The organism is Rhizobacter sp. P1_G5, from assembly GCF_056405435.1.
Map to the genome: position 1 here is coordinate 15,818 of NZ_JBFUCB010000006.1, position 19,161 is coordinate 34,978.

At 69.3% G+C, this 19,161-nt stretch carries 18 protein-coding genes; 11 read left to right on the forward strand and 7 right to left on the reverse strand.

The window, feature by feature from the left end; genetic code table 11:
* The gene (locus tag AC1D12_RS01155; protein ID WP_477827080.1) at positions 1 to 1,200 is read left to right on the forward strand and encodes a metallophosphoesterase; all 1,200 of its coding nucleotides are present in this window, start codon (positions 1 to 3) and stop codon (positions 1,198 to 1,200) included.
* A 6-nt stretch (positions 1,201 to 1,206) separates the two neighbouring features.
* Here AC1D12_RS01155 and AC1D12_RS01160 read toward each other — a convergent pair whose 3' ends face one another.
* The 4 genes from AC1D12_RS01160 to AC1D12_RS01175 are packed head-to-tail and all read right to left on the reverse strand — an operon-like array spanning position 1,207 to position 4,586.
* Entirely contained in the window at positions 1,207 to 2,220 is a 1,014-nt protein-coding gene (locus tag AC1D12_RS01160; RefSeq protein ID WP_465113883.1) for a TRAP transporter substrate-binding protein, read from the reverse strand.
* A 49-nt stretch (positions 2,221 to 2,269) separates the two neighbouring features.
* Positions 2,270 to 3,562 carry a TRAP transporter large permease gene (locus tag AC1D12_RS01165; RefSeq protein WP_477838483.1) on the reverse strand — a complete coding sequence of 431 codons (1,293 nt, stop codon included), beginning with the start codon at positions 3,560 to 3,562 and terminating at the stop codon, positions 2,270 to 2,272.
* Positions 3,562 to 4,083, reverse strand: a complete 522-nt coding sequence (locus AC1D12_RS01170) for a TRAP transporter small permease (RefSeq protein WP_477827082.1) — start codon at positions 4,081 to 4,083, stop codon at positions 3,562 to 3,564. Before AC1D12_RS01170 ends, AC1D12_RS01165 begins: the two co-directional genes overlap by 1 nt.
* Positions 4,080 to 4,586 (reverse strand): gluconokinase, encoded by a 507-nt coding sequence (locus AC1D12_RS01175; protein WP_047503245.1) that lies wholly within the window; start codon positions 4,584 to 4,586, stop codon positions 4,080 to 4,082. Before AC1D12_RS01175 ends, AC1D12_RS01170 begins: the two co-directional genes overlap by 4 nt.
* A gap of 205 nt (positions 4,587 to 4,791) precedes the next feature.
* On the opposite strand from AC1D12_RS01175, the gene gntR reads away from it, so the two are divergent.
* From gntR to AC1D12_RS01195, 4 genes are all read left to right on the forward strand, one after another.
* Positions 4,792 to 5,838 carry an HTH-type transcriptional regulator GntR gene (gene gntR / locus AC1D12_RS01180; protein WP_047503247.1) on the forward strand — a complete coding sequence of 349 codons (1,047 nt, stop codon included), beginning with the start codon at positions 4,792 to 4,794 and terminating at the stop codon, positions 5,836 to 5,838.
* A 133-nt stretch (positions 5,839 to 5,971) separates the two neighbouring features.
* Positions 5,972 to 7,306 carry a hypothetical protein gene (locus AC1D12_RS01185; RefSeq protein WP_477838485.1) on the forward strand — a complete coding sequence of 445 codons (1,335 nt, stop codon included), beginning with the start codon at positions 5,972 to 5,974 and terminating at the stop codon, positions 7,304 to 7,306.
* Positions 7,307 to 7,381: 75 nt separating this feature from the next.
* Positions 7,382 to 8,644, forward strand: a complete 1,263-nt coding sequence (locus tag AC1D12_RS01190; protein WP_477838486.1) for an HlyD family secretion protein — start codon at positions 7,382 to 7,384, stop codon at positions 8,642 to 8,644.
* Positions 8,641 to 10,824: a peptidase domain-containing ABC transporter gene (locus tag AC1D12_RS01195; protein WP_477826899.1), complete on the forward strand. Its 2,184-nt coding sequence runs from the start codon at positions 8,641 to 8,643 to the stop codon at positions 10,822 to 10,824. The genes AC1D12_RS01190 and AC1D12_RS01195 overlap by 4 nt, the downstream gene beginning before the upstream one ends.
* Here AC1D12_RS01195 and AC1D12_RS01200 read toward each other — a convergent pair.
* The 3 genes from AC1D12_RS01200 to AC1D12_RS01210 all read right to left on the reverse strand — a co-directional run bounded on the left by AC1D12_RS01200 (position 10,781) and on the right by AC1D12_RS01210 (position 12,939).
* A complete protein-coding gene (locus AC1D12_RS01200; protein WP_477838488.1) occupies positions 10,781 to 12,055 on the reverse strand; it encodes a type II toxin-antitoxin system HipA family toxin in 1,275 nt (424 codons plus the stop codon). The genes AC1D12_RS01195 and AC1D12_RS01200 overlap by 44 nt on opposite strands.
* Positions 12,045 to 12,395, reverse strand: coding sequence for a helix-turn-helix domain-containing protein (locus tag AC1D12_RS01205; RefSeq protein ID WP_477828090.1), 351 nt, complete (start codon positions 12,393 to 12,395; stop codon positions 12,045 to 12,047). Before AC1D12_RS01205 ends, AC1D12_RS01200 begins: the two co-directional genes overlap by 11 nt.
* A 154-nt stretch (positions 12,396 to 12,549) precedes the next feature.
* A complete protein-coding gene (locus AC1D12_RS01210) occupies positions 12,550 to 12,939 on the reverse strand; it encodes a RidA family protein (RefSeq protein WP_477828091.1) in 390 nt (129 codons plus the stop codon).
* Between the two features lie 183 nt (positions 12,940 to 13,122).
* On the opposite strand from AC1D12_RS01210, the gene AC1D12_RS01215 reads away from it, so the two are divergent.
* The 6 genes from AC1D12_RS01215 to AC1D12_RS01240 all read left to right on the forward strand — a co-directional run.
* Positions 13,123 to 14,685 (forward strand): ABC transporter substrate-binding protein, encoded by a 1,563-nt coding sequence (locus tag AC1D12_RS01215; RefSeq protein ID WP_477828092.1) that lies wholly within the window; start codon positions 13,123 to 13,125, stop codon positions 14,683 to 14,685.
* A 3-nt stretch (positions 14,686 to 14,688) separates the two neighbouring features.
* Positions 14,689 to 15,630, forward strand: a complete 942-nt coding sequence (locus tag AC1D12_RS01220) for an ABC transporter permease (RefSeq protein WP_477838490.1) — start codon at positions 14,689 to 14,691, stop codon at positions 15,628 to 15,630.
* A gap of 10 nt (positions 15,631 to 15,640) precedes the next feature.
* Complete coding sequence (locus AC1D12_RS01225; protein ID WP_477838492.1) at positions 15,641 to 16,480, forward strand: ABC transporter permease; 840 nt, start codon at positions 15,641 to 15,643, stop codon at positions 16,478 to 16,480.
* On the forward strand, positions 16,480 to 17,499 hold the full coding sequence (locus tag AC1D12_RS01230; RefSeq protein ID WP_477838494.1) for an ABC transporter ATP-binding protein: 1,020 nt from the start codon (positions 16,480 to 16,482) through the stop codon (positions 17,497 to 17,499). Before AC1D12_RS01225 ends, AC1D12_RS01230 begins: the two co-directional genes overlap by 1 nt.
* Complete coding sequence (locus AC1D12_RS01235; protein ID WP_477838496.1) at positions 17,496 to 18,461, forward strand: ABC transporter ATP-binding protein; 966 nt, start codon at positions 17,496 to 17,498, stop codon at positions 18,459 to 18,461. Before AC1D12_RS01230 ends, AC1D12_RS01235 begins: the two co-directional genes overlap by 4 nt.
* The coding region (locus AC1D12_RS01240) for an alanine racemase (RefSeq protein ID WP_477838498.1) at positions 18,458 to 19,161 on the forward strand (704 nt) is incomplete at its 3' end. The genes AC1D12_RS01235 and AC1D12_RS01240, both read left to right, overlap by 4 nt.

Here is a 19,161-nt window from a genome sequence, read left to right on the forward strand (position 1 = left end):
ATGCATCGCTTCTTCCACATCACGCTGGTGGTTCTCGCCGCCGTCGCGGCCTGCAGCGGCGGCGGAGGCGGAGATTCGGCGGAAGCCGCGCCCGGCACGCCGCCCGCCGGCGACGGCACCTCGTTCAGCTTCCTGGCCTATGGCGACAGCCGGGCCGGCGGCGGCTGCGACGGCAACGCCATCCACATCAACCTGGTGACCAAGATGGCGGCCGAGGCCAGCGCGGCCTTCGTCTTCAACACCGGCGACATGATCACCGGCTAYGACAAGTCGACCAACTGGGTGCAGCGCGGCGACTGCGCGACCGATGCGGCCAAGGGCAGCTTCAAGGAGATCATCGCGCCGCTGCAGAACAAGGCGCCGGCGGCCGGGCTGCCGGTGTACTACTTCCCGGTGGTCGGCAACCACGACGACAACTTCGGCGACGGCTGGTACCCGGACAAGTTCGGCAACGGCTTCTGCGACGTGTTCAGCCAGGCGACGGTGCAGAAGCTGGTGCCCAACCACACGCAGGCCAAGGCCTACTTCCAGGACTGGACGCGCACCGACATCCAGCACCTGACCGACAGCGCGTTCTACGCATCGGCCTGCGCCAAGGTGCGCGGCGTGTATGCGGAGTTCATGTACTACTCGTTCGACTACAAGAACACGCACTTCACGGTGATGCACCTGAATTCGGACTACTACAACCTGATGGAGTGTTCGAACGGCTGCACCGTGGCGAACGAGGGCAACTACGACTCGTACTACTACAAGCACCAGCTCGACTGGCTGCGCTGGGACCTGGCGAAGGCGGCGGCCAACCCGGCGATCAAGAACACCATCGTGCTGACGCATGCGCCGCTGGTGACGTATTCCGACGGGCACGCGGCGAACGCGTCGTGGAACACGCTGCTGCAGGAGTTCAGCAAGTACAAGGTGAAGATGGTGATCTCGGGCCACAACCACGTGTACGAGCGCTCGGTGCCGGTGTATGCCGACAGCGCGAACCCGGCGGGCGTGCGAGACGATGCGAAGGGCACGGTCTACCTGATCACCGGCGGCGGGGGGTCGGACTTGGCGGGCTTCCGCACGATCGGTGCGTTGAACGCCAAGGCCACCGCGGTGAACCACTACGTGCGCTTCGACATCAAGGATTCGACGATCACCGCCAAGGTGATCGGTGTCGACGGCAGCACCATCGACAGCTTCACGCGCTGATCCGGCTTACTTGCGCAGGCGGGCCAGTTCCGCCTGCGTCTCCTGCCACAGCTCCATGCCGATGTTCGCGCCGATGCCGGCATTCACGCGCGTCAGCTTGTCGCGCATGCGGCCGGCCTCGACCGGCGACAGCTCGTTGATCTGCATGCCCTTGGCCTTCAGGTCGGCCAGCGCCTTGCCGGCCTCGTCGCGCGTGTCCTTGCGCTCGAAATCACGGCTCGCCTTCGCGGCATCGGCCAGCACCTTCTGCTCGTCCTTCGACAGGCCGTCCCACCACTTCTTGCTGACCAGCACGATCCACGGGCTGTAGACGTGGTTGGTGATGCTGAGGTACTTCTGCACCTCGAAGAACTTGCTCGACAGGATGGTGTTGTACGGATTCTCCTGCCCGTCGACCGTGTTCGTCTCCAGCGCGCTGAACAGCTCGGAGAACGGCAGCGGCACCGCGTTCGCGCCCAGCGTCTTGAAGCTGTCCAGGTAGACGTTGTTCTGCATCACGCGCAGCTTGACGCCGTTCAGGTCTTCCAGCTTCGTGATCGGCCGCTTGCTGTTGGTCAGGTTGCGGAAGCCGTTCTCCCAGTACGCGAGGCCGACCAGGCCTTTGTCCTGCAGCCTGGCATTCACCTTCTGGCCGATCGGGCCATCGAGCACCGTGTCGGCTTCCTTCGCGTTGTTGAACAGGAACGGCGTGTCCCACAGTGCCATCTCCTTCGTGATGCCGACCAGCGTCGCGGTGGAGCCGACCATCATCTCCTGCGCGCCACCGATCAGCGCCTGCTGCATCTGCACGTCCGGGCCGAGCGCGGCGGCGCCGATCGCGCGCACCTTCATCTTGCCGCCCGAAGCCTTCTCGACCTGCTCGGCGAAGAATTTCGCGGCACGGCCCTGGTTGCTCTGCTCGTTCAGCCCGTAGCCGAAACGGATCAGGCGCGGCTTGATGTCCTGCGCGAAGCCGGCGAGCGGCGCGGTGAAGGCGGCCACCGCAGCGGCGGCCACGAGCGTACGGCGAATCATGGTCATGGTTTGTCTCCTGGGGGATGGAAGAAAAGGAAATCTCCGTGCAATGGCCTCAGCGCATCCAGTGCACCGGCGCGATCACGATCTGCGGGAACACGACGAACAGCGCCAGCAGCAGCACGTAGACCAGCAGGAACGGGTTGACGCCCTTGATCACGCTGCTCATCGGCAGCCGGCCGACACCGGCCACCRYGTTCAGCACCGTGCCCACCGGCGGSGTGATCAGCCCGATCGCGCCGTTCAGGATGAACATCAGCCCGAAGTAGACCGGGTCGATGCCGGCCTTCACCGCGATCGGCAGCATCACCGGGCCGAAGATCAGGATCGTCGGCGTCAGGTCGAGCGCGGTGCCGATCAGCACCAGCACGACCATCATCACCGCCATCAGCAGGCGCGGGCTCTCGACCAGCGGACCCAGCCAGTTCGTCAGCACGCTCGGCAGGTCGGCCAGCGTGATCATGTAGCTCGCGACCTGCGCGCCGGCGCACAGGAACATCACGATGGCCGTGGTCTTGGCCGCGCGCACCAGCACGCCGCCGACCTCGACGACGCGCATCTCGCGGTGCACGAACAGYGCCACCACCAGCGCATAGAAGGCCGCGACCACCGCCGCCTCGGTCGGCGTGAAGACGCCGCTCTTCATGCCGCCGATGATGATGATCGGCATCAGCATCGCCCAGAAGGCCCGGGTGGTCGCCTTCAGGCGCTCGCGCATCGGCAGCGGCGTGCCCTTCGGCAGCTCGATGCGGCGCAGCACCCACTTCCACGCGAAGATCAGCCCGACCCCCATCAGCAGCCCCGGCACGATGCCGGAGATGAACAGCGCCGAGATCGAGGTGTTGGTCGTCACGCCGTAGATCACGAACGGCATCGACGGCGGGATGATCGGCGCGATGATCCCGCCCGATGCGATCAACCCGGCCGAAGTCGCCATCGGGTAGCCCTGCTGGCGCATCATCGGCAGCAGGATGGTGGCGAGCGCCGCGGTGTCGGCGAGTGCCGAGCCGCTCATGCTGGCCATCAGCACCGCCGCGCCGATCGCCACGTAGCCGAGGCCGCCGCGGATGTGGCCGACCCAGGCCTGCGCCATGTCGATGATGCGGCGGCTGATGCCGCCGGAGTTCATCAGCTCGCCGGCCAGGATGAAGAACGGCACCGCCAGCAGCGGGAAGCTGTCGATGCCGGCCACCAGGTTCTGCGCCAGCAGCTGGGTGTCCCAGAAGCCGAGCACCCAGGCCATGCCGGCCCCGGTGAGCACCAGCGCGAGCGCCATGTTCATGCCGATGCCCATCAGCAGCAGCATGCCGGCGGAGAAGACGACGAATGCCAGACCTTCGGGCGACATCACTCGACCTCCGCGCCGTGGCCGAGCGCCATCGGCTTGTTGCGCACCAGCTCGACGAACGCCATCGCGCCGATCGCGAGCGCGCACAGCAAGGCCGGCAGCGGCAGCAGCGCCGCCGGGTAGCCGAGCACCACCGAGCGGCTGTCCATGCCGACCACCACCTGCTGCCACGCGCCCCAGGCCAGCATCGCGCAGGCCGCCACGACCAGCAGGCGGATCAGCACCGTGAGCAGCCGCATGGCCAGCGGCTTGCGCTGCAGCGCGCCGAGCAGGCTGGTGAAGGCCATGTGCTCGCCCAGCGGGTAGGCGGCCGTCGCGCCGATGAACACCATCCACACGAACAGCAGCCGCGACAGCTCCTCGCTGGCCGCGACGCCGCTGCCGAAGCCGTAGCGCAGCACGACGTTGATGAACACCGCGACCGCCATCACGCCCAGGCAGGCGCCCATCGCGAGGTTGGCCAGGCGCAGCAGCGGATGAGGCCGCGCGGAAGCCGGCGCAGAAGAAGAGTCGGTCGTCATGGGGTCTCCGTGGCATGCAGCCAGGCCGAGATGCGGGTCTGCAGTTCGGCCAGCGGCGCGGTCGCGTCGACCCGCAGCACGCGCGGCTCGCCGACCGGCGACTCGAGCGTCTCGAACTGGCTGTCGACCAGGCTGGCCGAGAAGAAATGCGCCGACGCCCGCGCGGTGACGCGCGCCAGCGCCTGCTCGCGCGTCAGGTCGAGGAACACGAAGCGCAGCGCGGGGGCGGCGGCGCGCAGCCGCTCGCGGTAGGCGCGGCGCAAGGCCGAGCAGGTGAGCACGATGCCCTGCGGGTGCGCCGCCAGCTCGCCGGCCAGCGTCGTCAGCCAGCCGTCGCGGTCGGCATCGGTCAGCGGGATGCCGCGGCTCATCTTGTCGCGGCTGGCCGCGCTGTGGTGATCGTCACCCTCCACCAACTGCAGCCGCTCGGCCTGCGCGACCACCGCGCCCACCGTCGATTTGCCGCACCCGGCCACCCCCATCATCACCACCGAACCGATCATCTGCCGCCGCACGAGAAGAACTGGAAAACAAGGCCTGGGCGCGCCGAGCCGCAAGCAGCCCAGACAGCGCTGTCCTCCGCAGAAAAGCGGTGGATATCAGGGGAATCACTGCATCATCTTCGTTGCAGGACAGCGCTATCCTAGTGAACAATGGCTCGCCCACCGATGCGGACTTTCCCTGATGGGCTCCCCTGACCCACGCGCCATGACGACCGACGCCACCTTCACCAGCAGCACGCCCTCCCGCCCGCGCGCCACCGGCCGCGTGACGCTGGCCGACGTGGCGCGGCTGGCCGAGGTGAGCCCGATCACGGTGTCGCGCGCGCTGCGCGGCGAGCGCGCGGTGCACCCCGACCTGGTCGCGCGCGTCAAGAGCGCCGCGCAGCGCCTGGGCTACGTGCCCGATCCGGCGGCGCGCGCGCTGGCGTCGCGGCACAGCGCGCACGTCGCGGTGCTGATCCCGATGCTGTCGAACGCGCTGTTCGTCGACCTGCTCGAGGAGGTGCAGCGCACGCTGCGCGCCGCCGGCTACCAGAGCCTGATCGGCGTCACGCACTACGACATCGGCGAAGAAGAGCAACTGCTGCGCGAGCAGTTGCAGCACCGTCCGGCCGGCCTGATGGTGACCGGGCTCGACCGCAGCGAGGCCACGCGGGCGCTGATCGCGCAGAGCGGCGTGCCCTGCGTGCACCTGATGGAGCTGTCGGAGGTGCCGGGCGTCTACAGCGTCGGTTTCTCGCAGGCCGATGCGGCGGCGGCGCTGACGCGCCACCTGCTGTCGCGCGGGCGGCGCCGCATCGCGTTCGCCGCCGCCCAGCTCGACCCGCGCACGATGCAGCGGCGCGAAGGCTGGCGGCGCGAGCTGAAGCTGGCCGGCGCGTACGACGCGACGCTCGAATGGCTGAACCCGGCACCGTCGTCGCTCGCGCTCGGCGGGCAGATGCTGGAGCAGATCCTCGAGCTGAAGCGGCCGGTCGATGCGATCTTCTTCTGCAACGACGACCTGGCGCAAGGCGCGCTGCTGGCCGCGCTGCGGCTGGGCGTGGCGGTGCCGGAGCGCATCGCGATCGCCGGCTTCAACGACCTGACCGGCAGCGACCAGATGCTGCCGGCGCTGACCACCGTTCGCACGCCGCGCGGCGAAGTGGGCGCGGCGGCGGCGCGCATGCTGCTGGCGCTGATGCGCGGCGAGAGCGTCGCGCAGCCGGCGATCGATGCGGGGTATCAGCTGATGGTGCGGCAAAGCACCTGAGCGAACGGCCGCGGAGGCCGGGCTTCGGATTCCGAGGGCGCCTTTCGCATTACCGCGCGGCGAGTCCGATGCTTTGCGGATGATGGCCCGACCGTCACTCCCGGCGCCCGCCCCCTCTGCGAGGAATCCAACCGTGAAGATCAACTCGACCGCAACTCCCACCAGCACGCCGATGTCGACATCGGCCGCCCAGCCCACATCCCCGCAGCCGACCCTGTCGACCGCCTCGCGTCGCTCCACGGCAGACGATGCAGCCGGCTCATCGCTGAAGCGCAGGACCAGCTCGTCCAAGGGTTCGATGGCATCCCGCGGCGCACGACCCGCCGCATCGGCCGCCGGCACCGGCGAGCCGCCCTTGTCGTTCGATCAAAGCGTCCTGCAACTGGGCAAGGGCGTCATCCGCCAAGGCGATGACACGCCCAGGCAGGCGAATGGACAGCCCTACGAGGTCATGACCTATGTGCGGCCCGGCACGGGCGAAAAGGCGGAGGTCACCGGCCTCTCCCAGCCGAACGGCAAGTTCACGGTGTTCGACCACACGACCCACCAGCCGGTCCACGACCTGACGAAGATCGGGGTGCGAGGCGATGGCGATGCCGCCACGCCGGCCCAGGTCGGCGTCGACCCGAAAGAGGCCCGGCTGAAGGGGGGCGCCTCCTACTGGCGCGACCAGCACGGCACGCTGCGCGATGAGCACGGCTACGATGCGTCGCACCTGGATTTCCCACCGGCCGGCTACGGTGACGCGTCGGGCGCCGGCCCCTCGGGCTACTACGGTGCTTCGTCGAGCAGTCAGCCGACGGGCCACTACGGTGCTTCGTCGAGCAGCCAGCCTATGGGCTACTACGCGCCCTATGAGCCGGCGCCGCTGCCGTACGCTCCTGCCGCACCCGTCTACGGGCAGCCGATCGATCACCGCCAAGCGCCGGTGATGGCCGACGCACAGCGGAATACATCGTTCAGCATGGGAAAGCAACGCGGGCTCGGTTCGCGCATCGATCGCACGGACCACTCCAACGCCGATTGCGGGCAGCATGCGTCCGGCAGCCACGACTACTTCGTCAGTTCCCACGATCCGTATTTCGGGGCCCCTTCGGTCGAAAGCGTGCGCAGTCCGCTGCACCTCGACGTGAACAACGGCCTCACGTTCGACCAGTTCGCCGCCACCCCGATTCCCCACGGGGCCACCTCGGTGGCCCACTGGAACAATGACACGCAGGGCTTCCACTACGCGCGGATCCACCGCGACGCGTACGGCCAGGTCACCCACCTGTCGCAGACCGATGCCAACACCGCCGACCAACCGGGCAAGGGTGGGGTGTTCCGGAAGTACGACAAGGGCATGAACCTGGTCGGACAGCGTGGCGTGCAACCTGTCACCCACCTGCGCAACCACGGCGAGTTCGCGGCGTACTGCGTCAACAACTACAGCGCGAACGGCCTGTTCTTCTTCACCAGTCACAGCTGACGCCGGCCGGCCGGGCATGTGCAGCGGGTGGTTTCTCCGATACTCTGCGCGTCTCGAAGGCTTCACCTGCCCGCCGTGCCCGACCTGTTCCGCCGCCAGGCCATCGACCACCAGCGCCAGAAGTTCCACGGCGCCATCGTGCTGACGCGCAGCCCGCAGCAGGCCGCGTGGACGGCTTTCTTCGTGCTGCTGGTGTTCGCGCTGATCGCGTTCGCCGCGACGCAGGGCTTTGCGCGCCAGGAAACCGTCGGCGGCGTGCTGCTGCCGAGCGGCGGCGTGCTGCGGCTGGTGGCGCCGCAGGCCGGCGTGGTGCTCGCGGGTGGTGCCGCGCAGGGGCAGCAGGTGGCGGCGAACGCGCCGGTGCTGCGCTTGTCGGCCGAGCAATCCAGCGCGCAGGGGCCGACGCAGTCGGCCGTCGCCGACTCGCTGACCAGCCGCCAGCAGGCGCTGCGCGACGAGCTGAAGCAGCAGGCCGAGCAGGCGCGCCAGCAGGCCGCCGCGCTCGATGCGCGCAGCACCAGCCTGGAGGCTTCGCTGAGGCAGCATGAGCGCGAGATCGCGTTGCAGCGCGAACGCGTCGCGGTGATGCAGGACATCGCCGCGCGCTACCCGGAGCTGGTGCGCTCGGGCGCGGTGTCGCCGGTCGAGGTCGCCGAGAAGAACGCCGAGGTGCTCGACCAGCAGTCGCGCCTGGCCACGCTGGAGCGCCAGCGGCTCGCGCTGCAGCAGGACCTGGCCGCCACCCGCGCGCAGCGCCAGGCCGTGCCGCTGCAGGCCGACCGCGAGGGCTCGCAGCTGCGGCGCGAATCGCAGGCGCTGTCGCAGCAGCAGGCCGAGAACGAAGCGCGCCGCGAGACGGCCGTGCTGGCACCACAGGCCGGGCGCATCGCCACCGTGCTCGCCAGCCCCGGCCAATCGGTCGCGGCGGGCCAGCTGCTGGCGACGCTGCTGCCCGGCGGCAACGGCGGCGCACTGGAAGCCGAGCTCGACGTGCCGACCCGCGCCGCCGGTTTCGTGAAGCCGGGCACGCCGGTGAAGCTGCGCGTCGATGCGTTCCCGTATGCGCGCTTCGGCCAGCTGCCGGCGCACRTTCGCGAGGTGTCGCAGAGCGCGGTGACGGCCGTCGACAGCCGGTCCGCTGACGTGGTGGGCGGCGCGGCGGGCGGCGGCACCTACCGCGTGCGCGTCGTGATCGACCCGACCGACAGCGCCGCGCTCGCCTGGCGCGACGCGCTGAAGGCCGGCATGCGCGTGCAGGCCAGCCTGGTCGCCGAGAAGCGCACGCTGATCGAGTGGGTGCTGGAGCCGCTGGCCGGCCTGCAGGTGGCGGCGCGATGAGCCTGGAGCAGGATCCGGTGCCGCCCGGCGTGACGCGCCGGCTCGGCCTGTCGCGCCACCTGCCGGTGATCGTGCAGACCGAGGCCACCGAATGCGGGCTCGCGAGCATCGCGATGATCGCCGTCTACCACGGCATCGACACCGACCTGCCGACGCTGCGGCTGCGCTTCGCGCTGTCGCGCAAGGGCACCAACTTCGAGAGCATGGTGCGCATCGCCGGTGCACTCGGGCTGGACAACCGGCCGTTGAAGCTCGAGATGGAGCACCTGCCGCAGCTCCAGCTGCCCTGCGTGCTGCACTGGGACATGAACCACTTCGTCGTGCTGAAGTCGGTGTCGGCGCGGCGCATCGTGATCCACGACCCGGCGATCGGCGTGCGCAGCTTCACGCCGGAAGAGTTCGCGCAGCACTTCACCGGCATCGCGATGGAGCTGACGCCGGCCGCCGGCTTCGAGCCGCGGCGCGAGAAGCTCGAGTTCACGCTGCGCGGGTTGATGGGCCGCATCACCGGGCTCGGGCCGGCGCTCGGGCAGATCCTGGCGCTCGCGGTGGCGCTCGAGGTGGTGGTGATCGCGCTGCCGTTCTACCTGCAGTGGGTGGTCGACCACGGGCTGCTCGCGGCCGACCTCGACCTGCTCGCGATCCTCGCGATCGGCTTCGGGCTGCTGGTGCTGCTGCAGACGGGCCTCGGCGCGGTGCGCGGCTGGTGGGTCGCGACGCTGAGCGCGCGGCTCAATTTCCAGTGGCTGGGCAACGTGTTCGGCCACCTGGTGAAGCTGCCGCTGGAGTTCTTCGAGAAGCGGCACGTCGGCCACATCATCTCGTGCTTCGGGTCGGTGACGGTGATCCAGAAGACGCTGACGACCAGCGTGGTCACCGCGCTGGTCGATGCGCTGATGGTGCTCGGCACCGCCGCGATGATGGCGGCCTACAGCCTGAAGCTGCTCGCGGTGTCGCTGGCCGCGATGGCGCTGTACGCCGGCTTGCGCTGGTCGGTGTTCCGGGCGCTGCGCGCGGCGAGCGCCGAGGAGATCATCCACGCCGCGCGGCAGCAGACGCACTTCCTCGAGACCGCGAGCGGCATCCAGAGCGTGCGGCTGTTCGGCCGCGGCAACCTGCGCCGCGCCGGCTGGATGAACATGCTGGCCGACCAGTTCAACGCCGGCCTGCGGGTGCAGCGCGTGCACATCGGCAACGAGACGGCGCAGACGCTGCTGTTCGGGCTGGAGCGGGTGCTGGTGGTGTGGCTCGCGGCGCGCTCGGTGCTGGCCGGCAGCTTCACGGTCGGCATGCTGTTCGCGTACATGGCCTACAAGGAGCTGTTCTCGACGCGCGTCGCGTCGATGATCGACAAGCTGTCGGAGCTGGCGATGCTGCGGCTGCACGGCGAGCGCGTGGCCGACATCGTGCTGGCCGAGGCCGAGGCGGCCGAGGGGCTGGCGGGTGCGAACGCGGTCGAGGTCGACCTGTCGCGCCGGCCGGCGCGCATCGAGCTGCGCGGCGTCTCGTACCGCTACGCGAGCACCGAGCCGTGGGTGCTGGAGAACGTCGACCTGACGGTGGAAGCCGGCGAGTGCCTCGCGCTGACCGGTGCCTCGGGTTGCGGCAAGACGACGCTGGTGAAGGTGATGCTCGGGCTGCTGCCGCCGACGCAGGGCGAGGTGCTGTTCGACGGCACGCCGATCCTGCACCTGGGTCTCGCGAACTACCGCGCGCTGATCGGCACGGTGATGCAGGAGGATCGCCTGTTCTCCGGCTCGCTGGCCGACAACATCTGCTTCTTCGATGCCGAGCCCGACATGGCGCGCATCGAGGCCTGCGCCAAGCTCGCGGCGATCGAGGCCGAGATCCAGGCGATGCCGATGGGCTACCACACGCTGGTCGGCGACGTGGGCGTCGGCATCTCGGGCGGGCAGAAACAGCGCGTGCTGCTGGCGCGTGCGCTGTACCGCCAGCCGCGCATCCTGGTGCTCGACGAGGCGACCAGCCACCTCGACCTGCGCAACGAGCAGACGGTGAACGACGCGGTGGCGGCGATGCAGCTGACGCGCGTGGTGGTCGCGCACCGGCCGGACACGATCGCGATGGCGGATCGGGTGGTGGTGATCGAGCGGGGGCGGGTAGCGGGGGAGGAGCCTACCCCCACCCCACATCCCGCGGATGCCGCATCGCCGAGCTGACGATCTCCAGGTCCTTCGCCTCGACGCCGAATTCCTCGAACCGGGTTCGCCATTCGCGCACGCAGCGGGCGATGCGATCGACGATCTCGCGGGCCTGCTCTTGCGTCAGCCCGAACATCGGCGCCCGGCTCAACGCATTCGACAAGGTCGCGAGACGCCCTTGCGCACCGACGCTCAGGTGCAGGTAGCGCGTGTGCCCCACCTGTGGCTTCGGCAGCACGTCGTAGAGCGGGCTGAGCGTCCAGCCCTTGGCCTGCGGCTGCCACACGAACGCATGGTTGCGCAGGTGGTCGTCGTCGTTGCTGACCAGGATGTTGAAGACCATGCGGCCGAACAGCTCCGTGCGGTCGCCCTGCACCCGCCCTGCCGCGCCGATGGCGGCGAGCTTCAGCGAGATGTCGGCATACGACGCCTGTGAGGACTGCGACTCGTGCAGTTCGAGCGCCGTCAGCGCACTGATGGCGTGGCGCCGCGCGAAGCCGCCTTCGCAGGGGTAGCGGTCGAAGCGCTCGATCAGCATCACGTCGCGGCCATCGGGCAGGCGCAGCAGTTCGGTCGCCGGCACGGTCAGGCCGCAGGTGCGGGCCAGCTCCAGCGTCGCCCGCTCCACCGCCGGGATGTTGAAGCGATCGTCGACCGACGGGAACTTCGCGAGGTACTGGACGCCGTCCTTCACCACCACCGCCTTCGGGCGCGCGCCGCCCATGCTGGGGCCGGCATCGAACAACTGCTCCAGCTCCTGCGGCACCGGCTCGCTGCGCTGGACCTTGTCGGCCGCATCCAGCAGGTAGCGCACGTCGGCCACCGGTACCAGCCGGCCGCGCGTCTCCTCGTGCTGCAGGCTCGAGCGAACGTCTAGCGCGCCGAACCGGTTCGAGCCGGCCTCCATCAGGTAGCGCGTCTCCGGCAACGCATTCGGCGGCACCTTCAGGATGTTCTCGATGACGCGGCGGCCCCACATGTCGGGCATCGCATCGCGCACGGCACCGAAGAACTCCAGGCCGTTGGACGGCTCGTACGTGCGCTGCGAGCCGGGCACGGCCCCCTCGAGCGACAGCGTCGCCGCATCGACCGGGATGGCTTTCGGCCGTTCGRGGTACTTGGCGCCATAGCCGAAGCTCGACGACACGCGCTTCAGCCCCTCTTCGACGATGCCCAACTGCCCGGCCGGAACAGCCTTCAGCTCGTCCGGCAACCAGGCGAAGACGACCCCTTTGAACTCAGAAGGCATAGGGATCCTCCTCGGCGGCCTTGCCCCTGGATCCGGTCGCGCGCTTGCGCTGTTCGAGTTCACGCCGGACGCGGCCGGCAGCATCGGCATCCGGGTCTGCGGCCTTCTGGAGAATCGGCAGCAGGTTGGAGACCTCCATCGCCGACAGCCATGATGAGAAGCTGACCGCCGGGTCACCGCGCTCGATGCGCTGCAAGGTGGCGATGCTCATGCGGGCACGCTCCGCGAAGTCGGCCTGCGTGAGGTTGCGCGCCAGGCGGGCCAGGCGGATCGCAGCGCCCAACTGGCCCGAGGCCGCGAGGGACGCAGGACTGGCAAAGGCAGCTTCGGGACGGCGCATGACTTCTAGCAGCCAAAGGAACGCATCATATCTGATGCATACAGCCATCGATAACAAATCATATTTGCCACCTTGAGTCGATAAGGTGGCAATTAAGCCGCAACTCCCAGAAGACCGAATCAGTCCATTTGTCTCCTCTTGCCCCGCTGGCGCCTCACTTCACCGGCTTGAACGCGATCACGTCGATCTCCACCTTCGCATCCACCATCAACCGCGCCTCGGTCGTCGAGCGCGCCGGCTTCCCGTTCGGGAAGTAGCTCATGTAGATGCGGTTGAACGCGCCGAAGTCGCGCGCGTCCTGCAGCCAGCAGGTGCTCTTGCAGACGTCGTCGAACGTTGCGCCGGCCAGCGCCAGCACCGACTTCAGGTTCTCCATCACCTGGCGCGTCTGCGCCTCGATGCCGCCGGCGACGATCTCGCCGTTCGCATCCGCCGGGACCTGGCCCGACACGTAGATGAAGTCACCGGCGCGCACGGCCGGAGAGAACGGCCGCGCCTGGCGGTCGGAAGCCACCGGCGGGGCGCCAAGGTATTCGAGGGGCATGGAAGACTCCTTCAGGGTGAAAACAGTGCAGCTGCGCACCATAGATGTGAAAGTGTCTTTCAGTCAACACCGTCACATGGCGGGTAAACCCCGATTATTTGGCACGGCGATTGCTCCATAGTCGCGTCGTTCTGAAAAATATTTTCAGATTTCAGCCGTACTGCCCTTGTTGGAGATCCCGCCATGTCCCGCATCGCTTCCCTCCCCCGCCGCACCCTGCTGAAGCTGCCCGCCGCGCTCGGCCTGGCCGCCTGCCTGCTCGGGGCCGCCGGCACCGTGCAGGCCCAGGGTCCGCGCAACTTCGCGACGCTCGCGATGGTCGGCGAGCCGCAGACGCTCGACCCGATGGCCTCCACCGCCGACCTGGTCGGCACCATCATGCAGCACGTCTACGAGCCGCTCTACACCTTCGACGCGAAGTGGAACGTGGTGCCGATGCTGGCTGAAGCGCAGCCCAAGATCAGCGCCGACGGCAAGACCTACACGATCACATTGCGCCGCGGCGTGCTGCTGCACAGCGGCCGCGAACTGAACGCCGACGACGTGGTCGCGAGCCTGCAGCGCTGGATGGAACAGGCGCCGCGCGGCAAGGCCGTCGGCAAGGAGCTCGACAGCATCAAGGCCACCAGCCCGCTCGCGGTGCAGATCGTGCTGAAGAACCCGTACGCCCCGCTGCTGGCCCAGCTCGCGCTGCCGAGCGGCATGGCCGCGATCATGGCCAAGGAGTCGATCGCGACGCCGCTGAAGGAGTTCGTCGGCACCGGCCCGTACCGCTTCAAGGAGCGCAAGCCCGATGCCTACGTGCTGCTGACCCGCTTCGACAAGTACAGCGCCCGCAAGGAGCCGGCGAGCGGCTACGCCGGCAAGCGCGAGGCGCTGATCGAGGAGCTGCGCTTCGTGCCGGTGCCCAACGCCAACACGCGTGTCGAAGGCGCGCTGGCCGCGCAGTACGACTTCGCCGACCTGCTGCCGGTCGAGGCGCTGTCGCGGCTCGAGAAGGCCACCGGCAAGACGGTGCCGATCCTGACCACCTCGTTCGGCTTCCCGTACCTGGTGCTGAACACCAAGGAAGGCGTGGCCGCCAACGTCGGCGTGCGCCGCGCGCTGCAGACCGCGATCGGCGAGGGCGAGATGCTGGCCGCCGGCTTCGGCGACACCCGCTTCTTCAGCGCCGAGGGCAACCACTTCCCGAAGGGCTCGCCGTTCTACTCGAACGTCGGCACCGATGCCTACAACCAGCGCAACGCGAAGAAGGCGAAGGACGACGCCGAGAAGGCCGGCTACAAGGGCGAGCCGGTGCGCGTGCTGACGAGCCGGCAGTACGACTTCCACTACAACATGGCGCTGCTGATGGCCGAGCAGCTGAAGCGCGCCGGCTTCAAGGTCGAGCTGAACGTCGTCGACTGGGCGACGCTGGTGCAGCGCCGCAACGACTCGAAGCTGTGGGACCTGTACGTCACCCACTCCGGTCAGTTCCCCGAGCCGATGCTGTCGCCGCCGCAACTCGGCGAAGGCGCACCGGGCTGGTGGAGTTCGCCGGCCAAGCAGGCGGCGCTGGCCGCCTTCAACCAGGAGACCGATGCGGCCAAGCGCGGCGCGCTGTGGGGCAAGGTGCAGCAGGTGGTCTACGACGAGGTGCCGTACATCAACGTCGGCCGCTTCAACGGGCTCGCAGCACGCAGCCTGGCGCTCGACGGCTACGTGCCGTCGACCTGGCCGTTCTTCTGGAACGCGCGGATCAAGTAGGCCGTGCATCGCTACCTTCTCTCCCGCCTGGCCGGCATGCTGGCCGTGCTCGCCATCGTCGCGGTGATGGTGTTCGTGCTGACGCGCGCCGCGTCGGGCGACCCGATCTCGGTGCTGTTGGGCGACCAGGCCACCGCCGAGGACATCGCCCGCGTGCAGAAGGACTACGGCCTCGACAAGCCGCTGCCGGTGCAGTTCGCGTACTGGRTCGGCGAGGTGCTGCACGGCAACCTCGGCCAGTCGATCTTCCTGCAGCGCCCGGTCACGCAGGCGCTGTGGGAACGCGCCGAGCCGACCACGCTGCTCGCGCTGATGGCAGTGGCCATCGCGGCGCTGATCGGCATCCCGTGCGGCATCGTCTCGGCGGTGTACCGCGGGCGCTGGCTCGACCAGGTCGTCACCGGCGCCGCGATGCTGGGCGCCAGCATCCCGAGCTTCTGGTTCGGCATCGTGCTGATCCAGCTGTTCGCGGTGTCGCTCGGCTGGTTCCCGGTCTCGGGCTACGGGGCGCCCGATGCATCGCTCGGCGAACGCCTCCATGCGCTGATGCTGCCGTCGCTGGTGCTGGGGGTGCTGAACTCGGCGCTGATCATCCGCTTCACGCGGGCCTCGATGCTCGACGTGCTGGGCGAAGACTACGTGCGCACCGCGCGCTCGAAGGGCCTCGGCGAAGGCACGGTGGTGCTGAAGCATGCGCTGCGCAACGCGCTGGTGCCGGTCGTCACGGTGCTGGGGCTGACGGTCGCGCTGATGATCGGCGGCGCCGTCGTCACCGAGACGGTGTTCGGGCTGCCCGGCATCGGCAACCTGGTGGTCAACGCGGTGCTGCGGCGCGACTACCCGGTGATCCAGGGCGCGCTGCTGGTGATCGCGGCGATCTACGTGCTGATCAATTTCGCGATCGACCTGCTGTACGTGGCGGTCGATCCTCGGGTGAAGCTGTGAGGATGTCGTCGTGAAAGTCCCTCGCCTCCTTCGACAACTGATGCACCGCCGCATCGTGATGCTGTCGGCCGCCGTGCTGCTGGTGATCGCGGTGCTCGCGCTCGGCGCCCCCTGGTTCGCGTCGTTCRACCCGAACGACACCGCGGTGCTGGACCGCCTGAAGGCGCCGAGCGCCGCCCACCTGCTCGGCACCGACGAGCTCGGCCGCGACCTGTACGCGCGCATCGTGCACGGCGCGCGCTATTCGCTCGCGATCGCCGCGCTGACGGCCCTCGGCTCGGTGCTCGCCGGCACGCTGCTCGGGCTGGTGGCGGGCTTCTTCCGCCGGCTCGACACGCCGCTGATGCGCGTGGTCGACGCGATGATGTCCTTCCCCGACATCCTGCTCGCGATCGCGCTGGTCGCGATCCTCGGGGCCTCGCTGCTGAACGTGGTGCTGGCGCTGGTGCTGGTCTACACGCCGCGCGTCGCGCGCGTGGTGCGGGCCTCGACGCTGGTGGTGCGCGAGCTGCTGTTCGTCGAGGCGGTGCGGGCGCTGGGCGTGCGCACCTCGCGCATCCTGTGGCGCCACATCCTGCCCAACCTGCTGTCGCCGATCCTGGTGCAGGTCTCGTTCATCTTCGCGTACGCGATCCTGGCCGAGGCCGGGCTGTCGTTCCTCGGCGTCGGCGTGCCGCCGGAGATTCCCACCTGGGGCACGATGGTCGCCGGCAGCCAGCAGTACGCCGACCGCGCATTCTGGGTCGTGCTGTTCCCCGGCCTCGCGATCATCCTGACGGCGCTGTCGCTGCAGATCCTCGGCGACGGCGTGCGCGACCTGCTCGATCCCAAGCTGAAGAAGACGCTCTGATGACCACCAACCGCCTCACCGTGACCGGCCTGAGCACCTGCTTCCCGACGGAAGACGGGCTGGTGCGCTCGGTGGCCGACGTCAGTTTCGGCATCGTGCCCGGCAAGACCACCGCGATCGTCGGCGAATCGGGCTCGGGCAAGTCGGTCACCAGCCTGACGCTGATGCGGCTGCTGCCGAAGACCGCGCGCGCGCAGGTCGCGGGCAGCGCACGCTTCGTCACGCGGGCCGGTGCCGAGGTCGACCTGCTGACGCTGCCCGATGCGCCGATGCGCGCGCTGCGCGGCAACGAGMTGGCGATGATCTTCCAGGAGCCGATGACSAGCCTGAACCCGGTGTTCACCGTCGGCGAGCAGATCGCCGAAAGCGTGCGGCTGCACAAGCGGCTGGACCGCGCCGCCGCGCTCGCGCATGCGAAGCGGATGCTCGACCTGGTGGAGATCCCCGCTGCCGCGCAGCGCCTGCACGAGTACCCGCACCAGCTGTCGGGCGGCATGCGCCAGCGCGTGATGATCGCGCTGGCCATGGCCTGCGACCCGACCCTGCTGATCGCAGACGAGCCGACCACCGCGCTCGACGTGACGATCCAGGCGCAGATCCTGGTGCTGATGCGCCGGCTGCAGGCCGAGACCGGCATGAGCATCCTGTTCATCACGCACAACCTCGGCGTGGTCGCGCACCATGCCGACGACGTGGTCGTGATGTATGCCGGCCGGGTCGTCGAGTCGGCGCCGGTGCGACCGCTGTTCGCGGCGCCCGCGCACCCGTACACGCAGGGGCTGCTGGCCTGCCTGCCGGGCAAGTCTCATGCGGCGGGGCAGCCGCGGCCGAAGCGGCTGTTCGCGATCCGCGGCCAGGTGTCGAGCCCGCTCGCGCCGCCGCCGGGCTGCGCGTTCGAGCCGCGCTGCGACCAGGCGATCCCGGCCTGCGCGCAGGCGGTGCCGCCGCTCGCGGACAGCGGTGAATCGCGACAGGCGCGCTGCATCCGCGTGCCGTCGCTGGAAAGGAATGCCGCATGAGCGATGCAGCCACCCCGCTGATCGAGGTGAAGAACCTCAGGCGCTACTTCGGCAGCAGCGACAAGCCGGTGCGCGCCGTCGACGACGTGTCGTTCGCGATCCGCGCCGGCGAGACGCTGGGCCTGGTCGGCGAATCCGGCTCGGGCAAGAGCACGATCGGCCGCACGGTGCTGCGCCTGATCGAGCGCACCGGCGGCCAGGTGCTGTACCGCGGCGACGACCTCGGCGCGCTGTCGGCCGAACGCATGCGCCGCCTGCGCAGCAAGCTGCAGATCATCTTCCAGGACCCGTACGCGAGCCTGAACCCGAAGATGCGCATCAGCGCGATCCTCGACGAGGCCTTGTCGACGCACGGGCTCGCGAAGGGCCGGCGCAAGGAGCGCATCGCCGAGCTGCTCGAGCTGGTCGGGCTGCGGCCGGAGCATGCGAGCCGCTTCCCGCACGAGTTCTCCGGCGGCCAGCGGCAGCGCATCGGCATCGCGCGGGCGCTGGCGGTGGAGCCGGAGTTCATCGTCGCCGACGAGCCGCTGTCGGCGCTCGACGTGTCGATCCAGGCGCAGGTGATCAACCTGCTGGCCGAGCTGCGCGAGCGGCTGTCGCTGACGATGCTGTTCATCTCGCACGACCTGGACGTGGTCGAGTACCTGTGCGACCGCGTCGTGGTGCTGTACCTGGGCCGGGTGATGGAGGTGTCGACCACCGCCGAGCTGTTCGCGCGGCCGCTGCACCCGTACACGCAGGCGCTGCTGGCCGCGAGCCCGAAGCCCGACCCGCTGGACAAGACCGAGATCATCCCGCTGAAGGGCGACATCCCGAGCCCGRTSAACCCGCCKTCGGGCTGCGTGTTCCGCACRCGYTGCCCGCACGCGATCGAGGCTTGCGCGCAGGCCATCCCCCCTCTCGCGGACAAGGGCGCCGGCCGCCTCTCGGCCTGCATTCGCGACGACCTGATCACCGCATGACCACCATGACCGACGACCTGATCGACCCGCTGCTGCAACCCGGCCTGAAGGGCTACCCGCTGACCGCCGCGCCGCGCCGGCGCAGCGAGGTCGCTGCCGCCGGCTGGAACGTGCTGGCCGGCGACCTGCCGCTGCCGCTCGCCGTGCTGAAGCGCGAGGCGCTGGAGCACAACATCGCGTGGATGCAGCAGCGCACGCAGGACTGGGGCATCCAGCTCGCACCGCACGGCAAGACCACGATGTCGCCGCAGCTGTTCCGSCGCCAGCTCGAYGCCGGCGCCTGGGGCCTGACCTTCGCMACCGTCAACCAGCTCGCGATCGGCGTCGCCACCGGCGCGCGCCGCACGCTGATCGCCAACCAGGTCGTGCACGACGCCGACCTCGCGGCGATCCAGGCGCTGCTGCGCGGCCATGCCGACCTGCGCATMGTGTTCCTGGTCGACTCGCTCGCGCAGCTCGAGCTGATCGAGGCCTGGGCCAAGGCCCACCCCGGCGCCCTGCCCTTCGAGGCGATGCTCGAGGTCGGCGTGGCCGGCGGCCGCAGCGGCGTGCGCACCGAAGACGAAGCCGCCACGCTCGCGCGCCGCATGCATGCCAGCCCCGCGCTGAAGCTGGTCGGCATCGAGTGCTACGAAGGCCTCGGCGCGAAGGGCGAGACCGATGCCGACGTGCCGTATGCGAAGGCGCTGATGGACCGCGT

What these genes read in the sequence shown, in the direction of transcription:
- AC1D12_RS01160 (WP_465113883.1), bottom strand. Translation starts at nt 2,220, where the DNA reads ATGACCATGATTCGCCGTACGCTCGTGGCCGCCGCTGCGGTGGCCGCC.
- AC1D12_RS01170 (WP_477827082.1), bottom strand. Translation starts at nt 4,083, where the DNA reads ATGACGACCGACTCTTCTTCTGCGCCGGCTTCCGCGCGGCCTCATCCG.
- AC1D12_RS01175 (WP_047503245.1), bottom strand. Translation starts at nt 4,586, where the DNA reads ATGATCGGTTCGGTGGTGATGATGGGGGTGGCCGGGTGCGGCAAATCG.
- gntR (WP_047503247.1), top strand. Translation starts at nt 4,792, where the DNA reads ATGACGACCGACGCCACCTTCACCAGCAGCACGCCCTCCCGCCCGCGC.
- AC1D12_RS01195 (WP_477826899.1), top strand. Translation starts at nt 8,641, where the DNA reads ATGAGCCTGGAGCAGGATCCGGTGCCGCCCGGCGTGACGCGCCGGCTC.
- AC1D12_RS01205 (WP_477828090.1), bottom strand. Translation starts at nt 12,395, where the DNA reads ATGCGCCGTCCCGAAGCTGCCTTTGCCAGTCCTGCGTCCCTCGCGGCC.
- AC1D12_RS01210 (WP_477828091.1), bottom strand. Translation starts at nt 12,939, where the DNA reads ATGCCCCTCGAATACCTTGGCGCCCCGCCGGTGGCTTCCGACCGCCAG.
- AC1D12_RS01215 (WP_477828092.1), top strand. Translation starts at nt 13,123, where the DNA reads ATGTCCCGCATCGCTTCCCTCCCCCGCCGCACCCTGCTGAAGCTGCCC.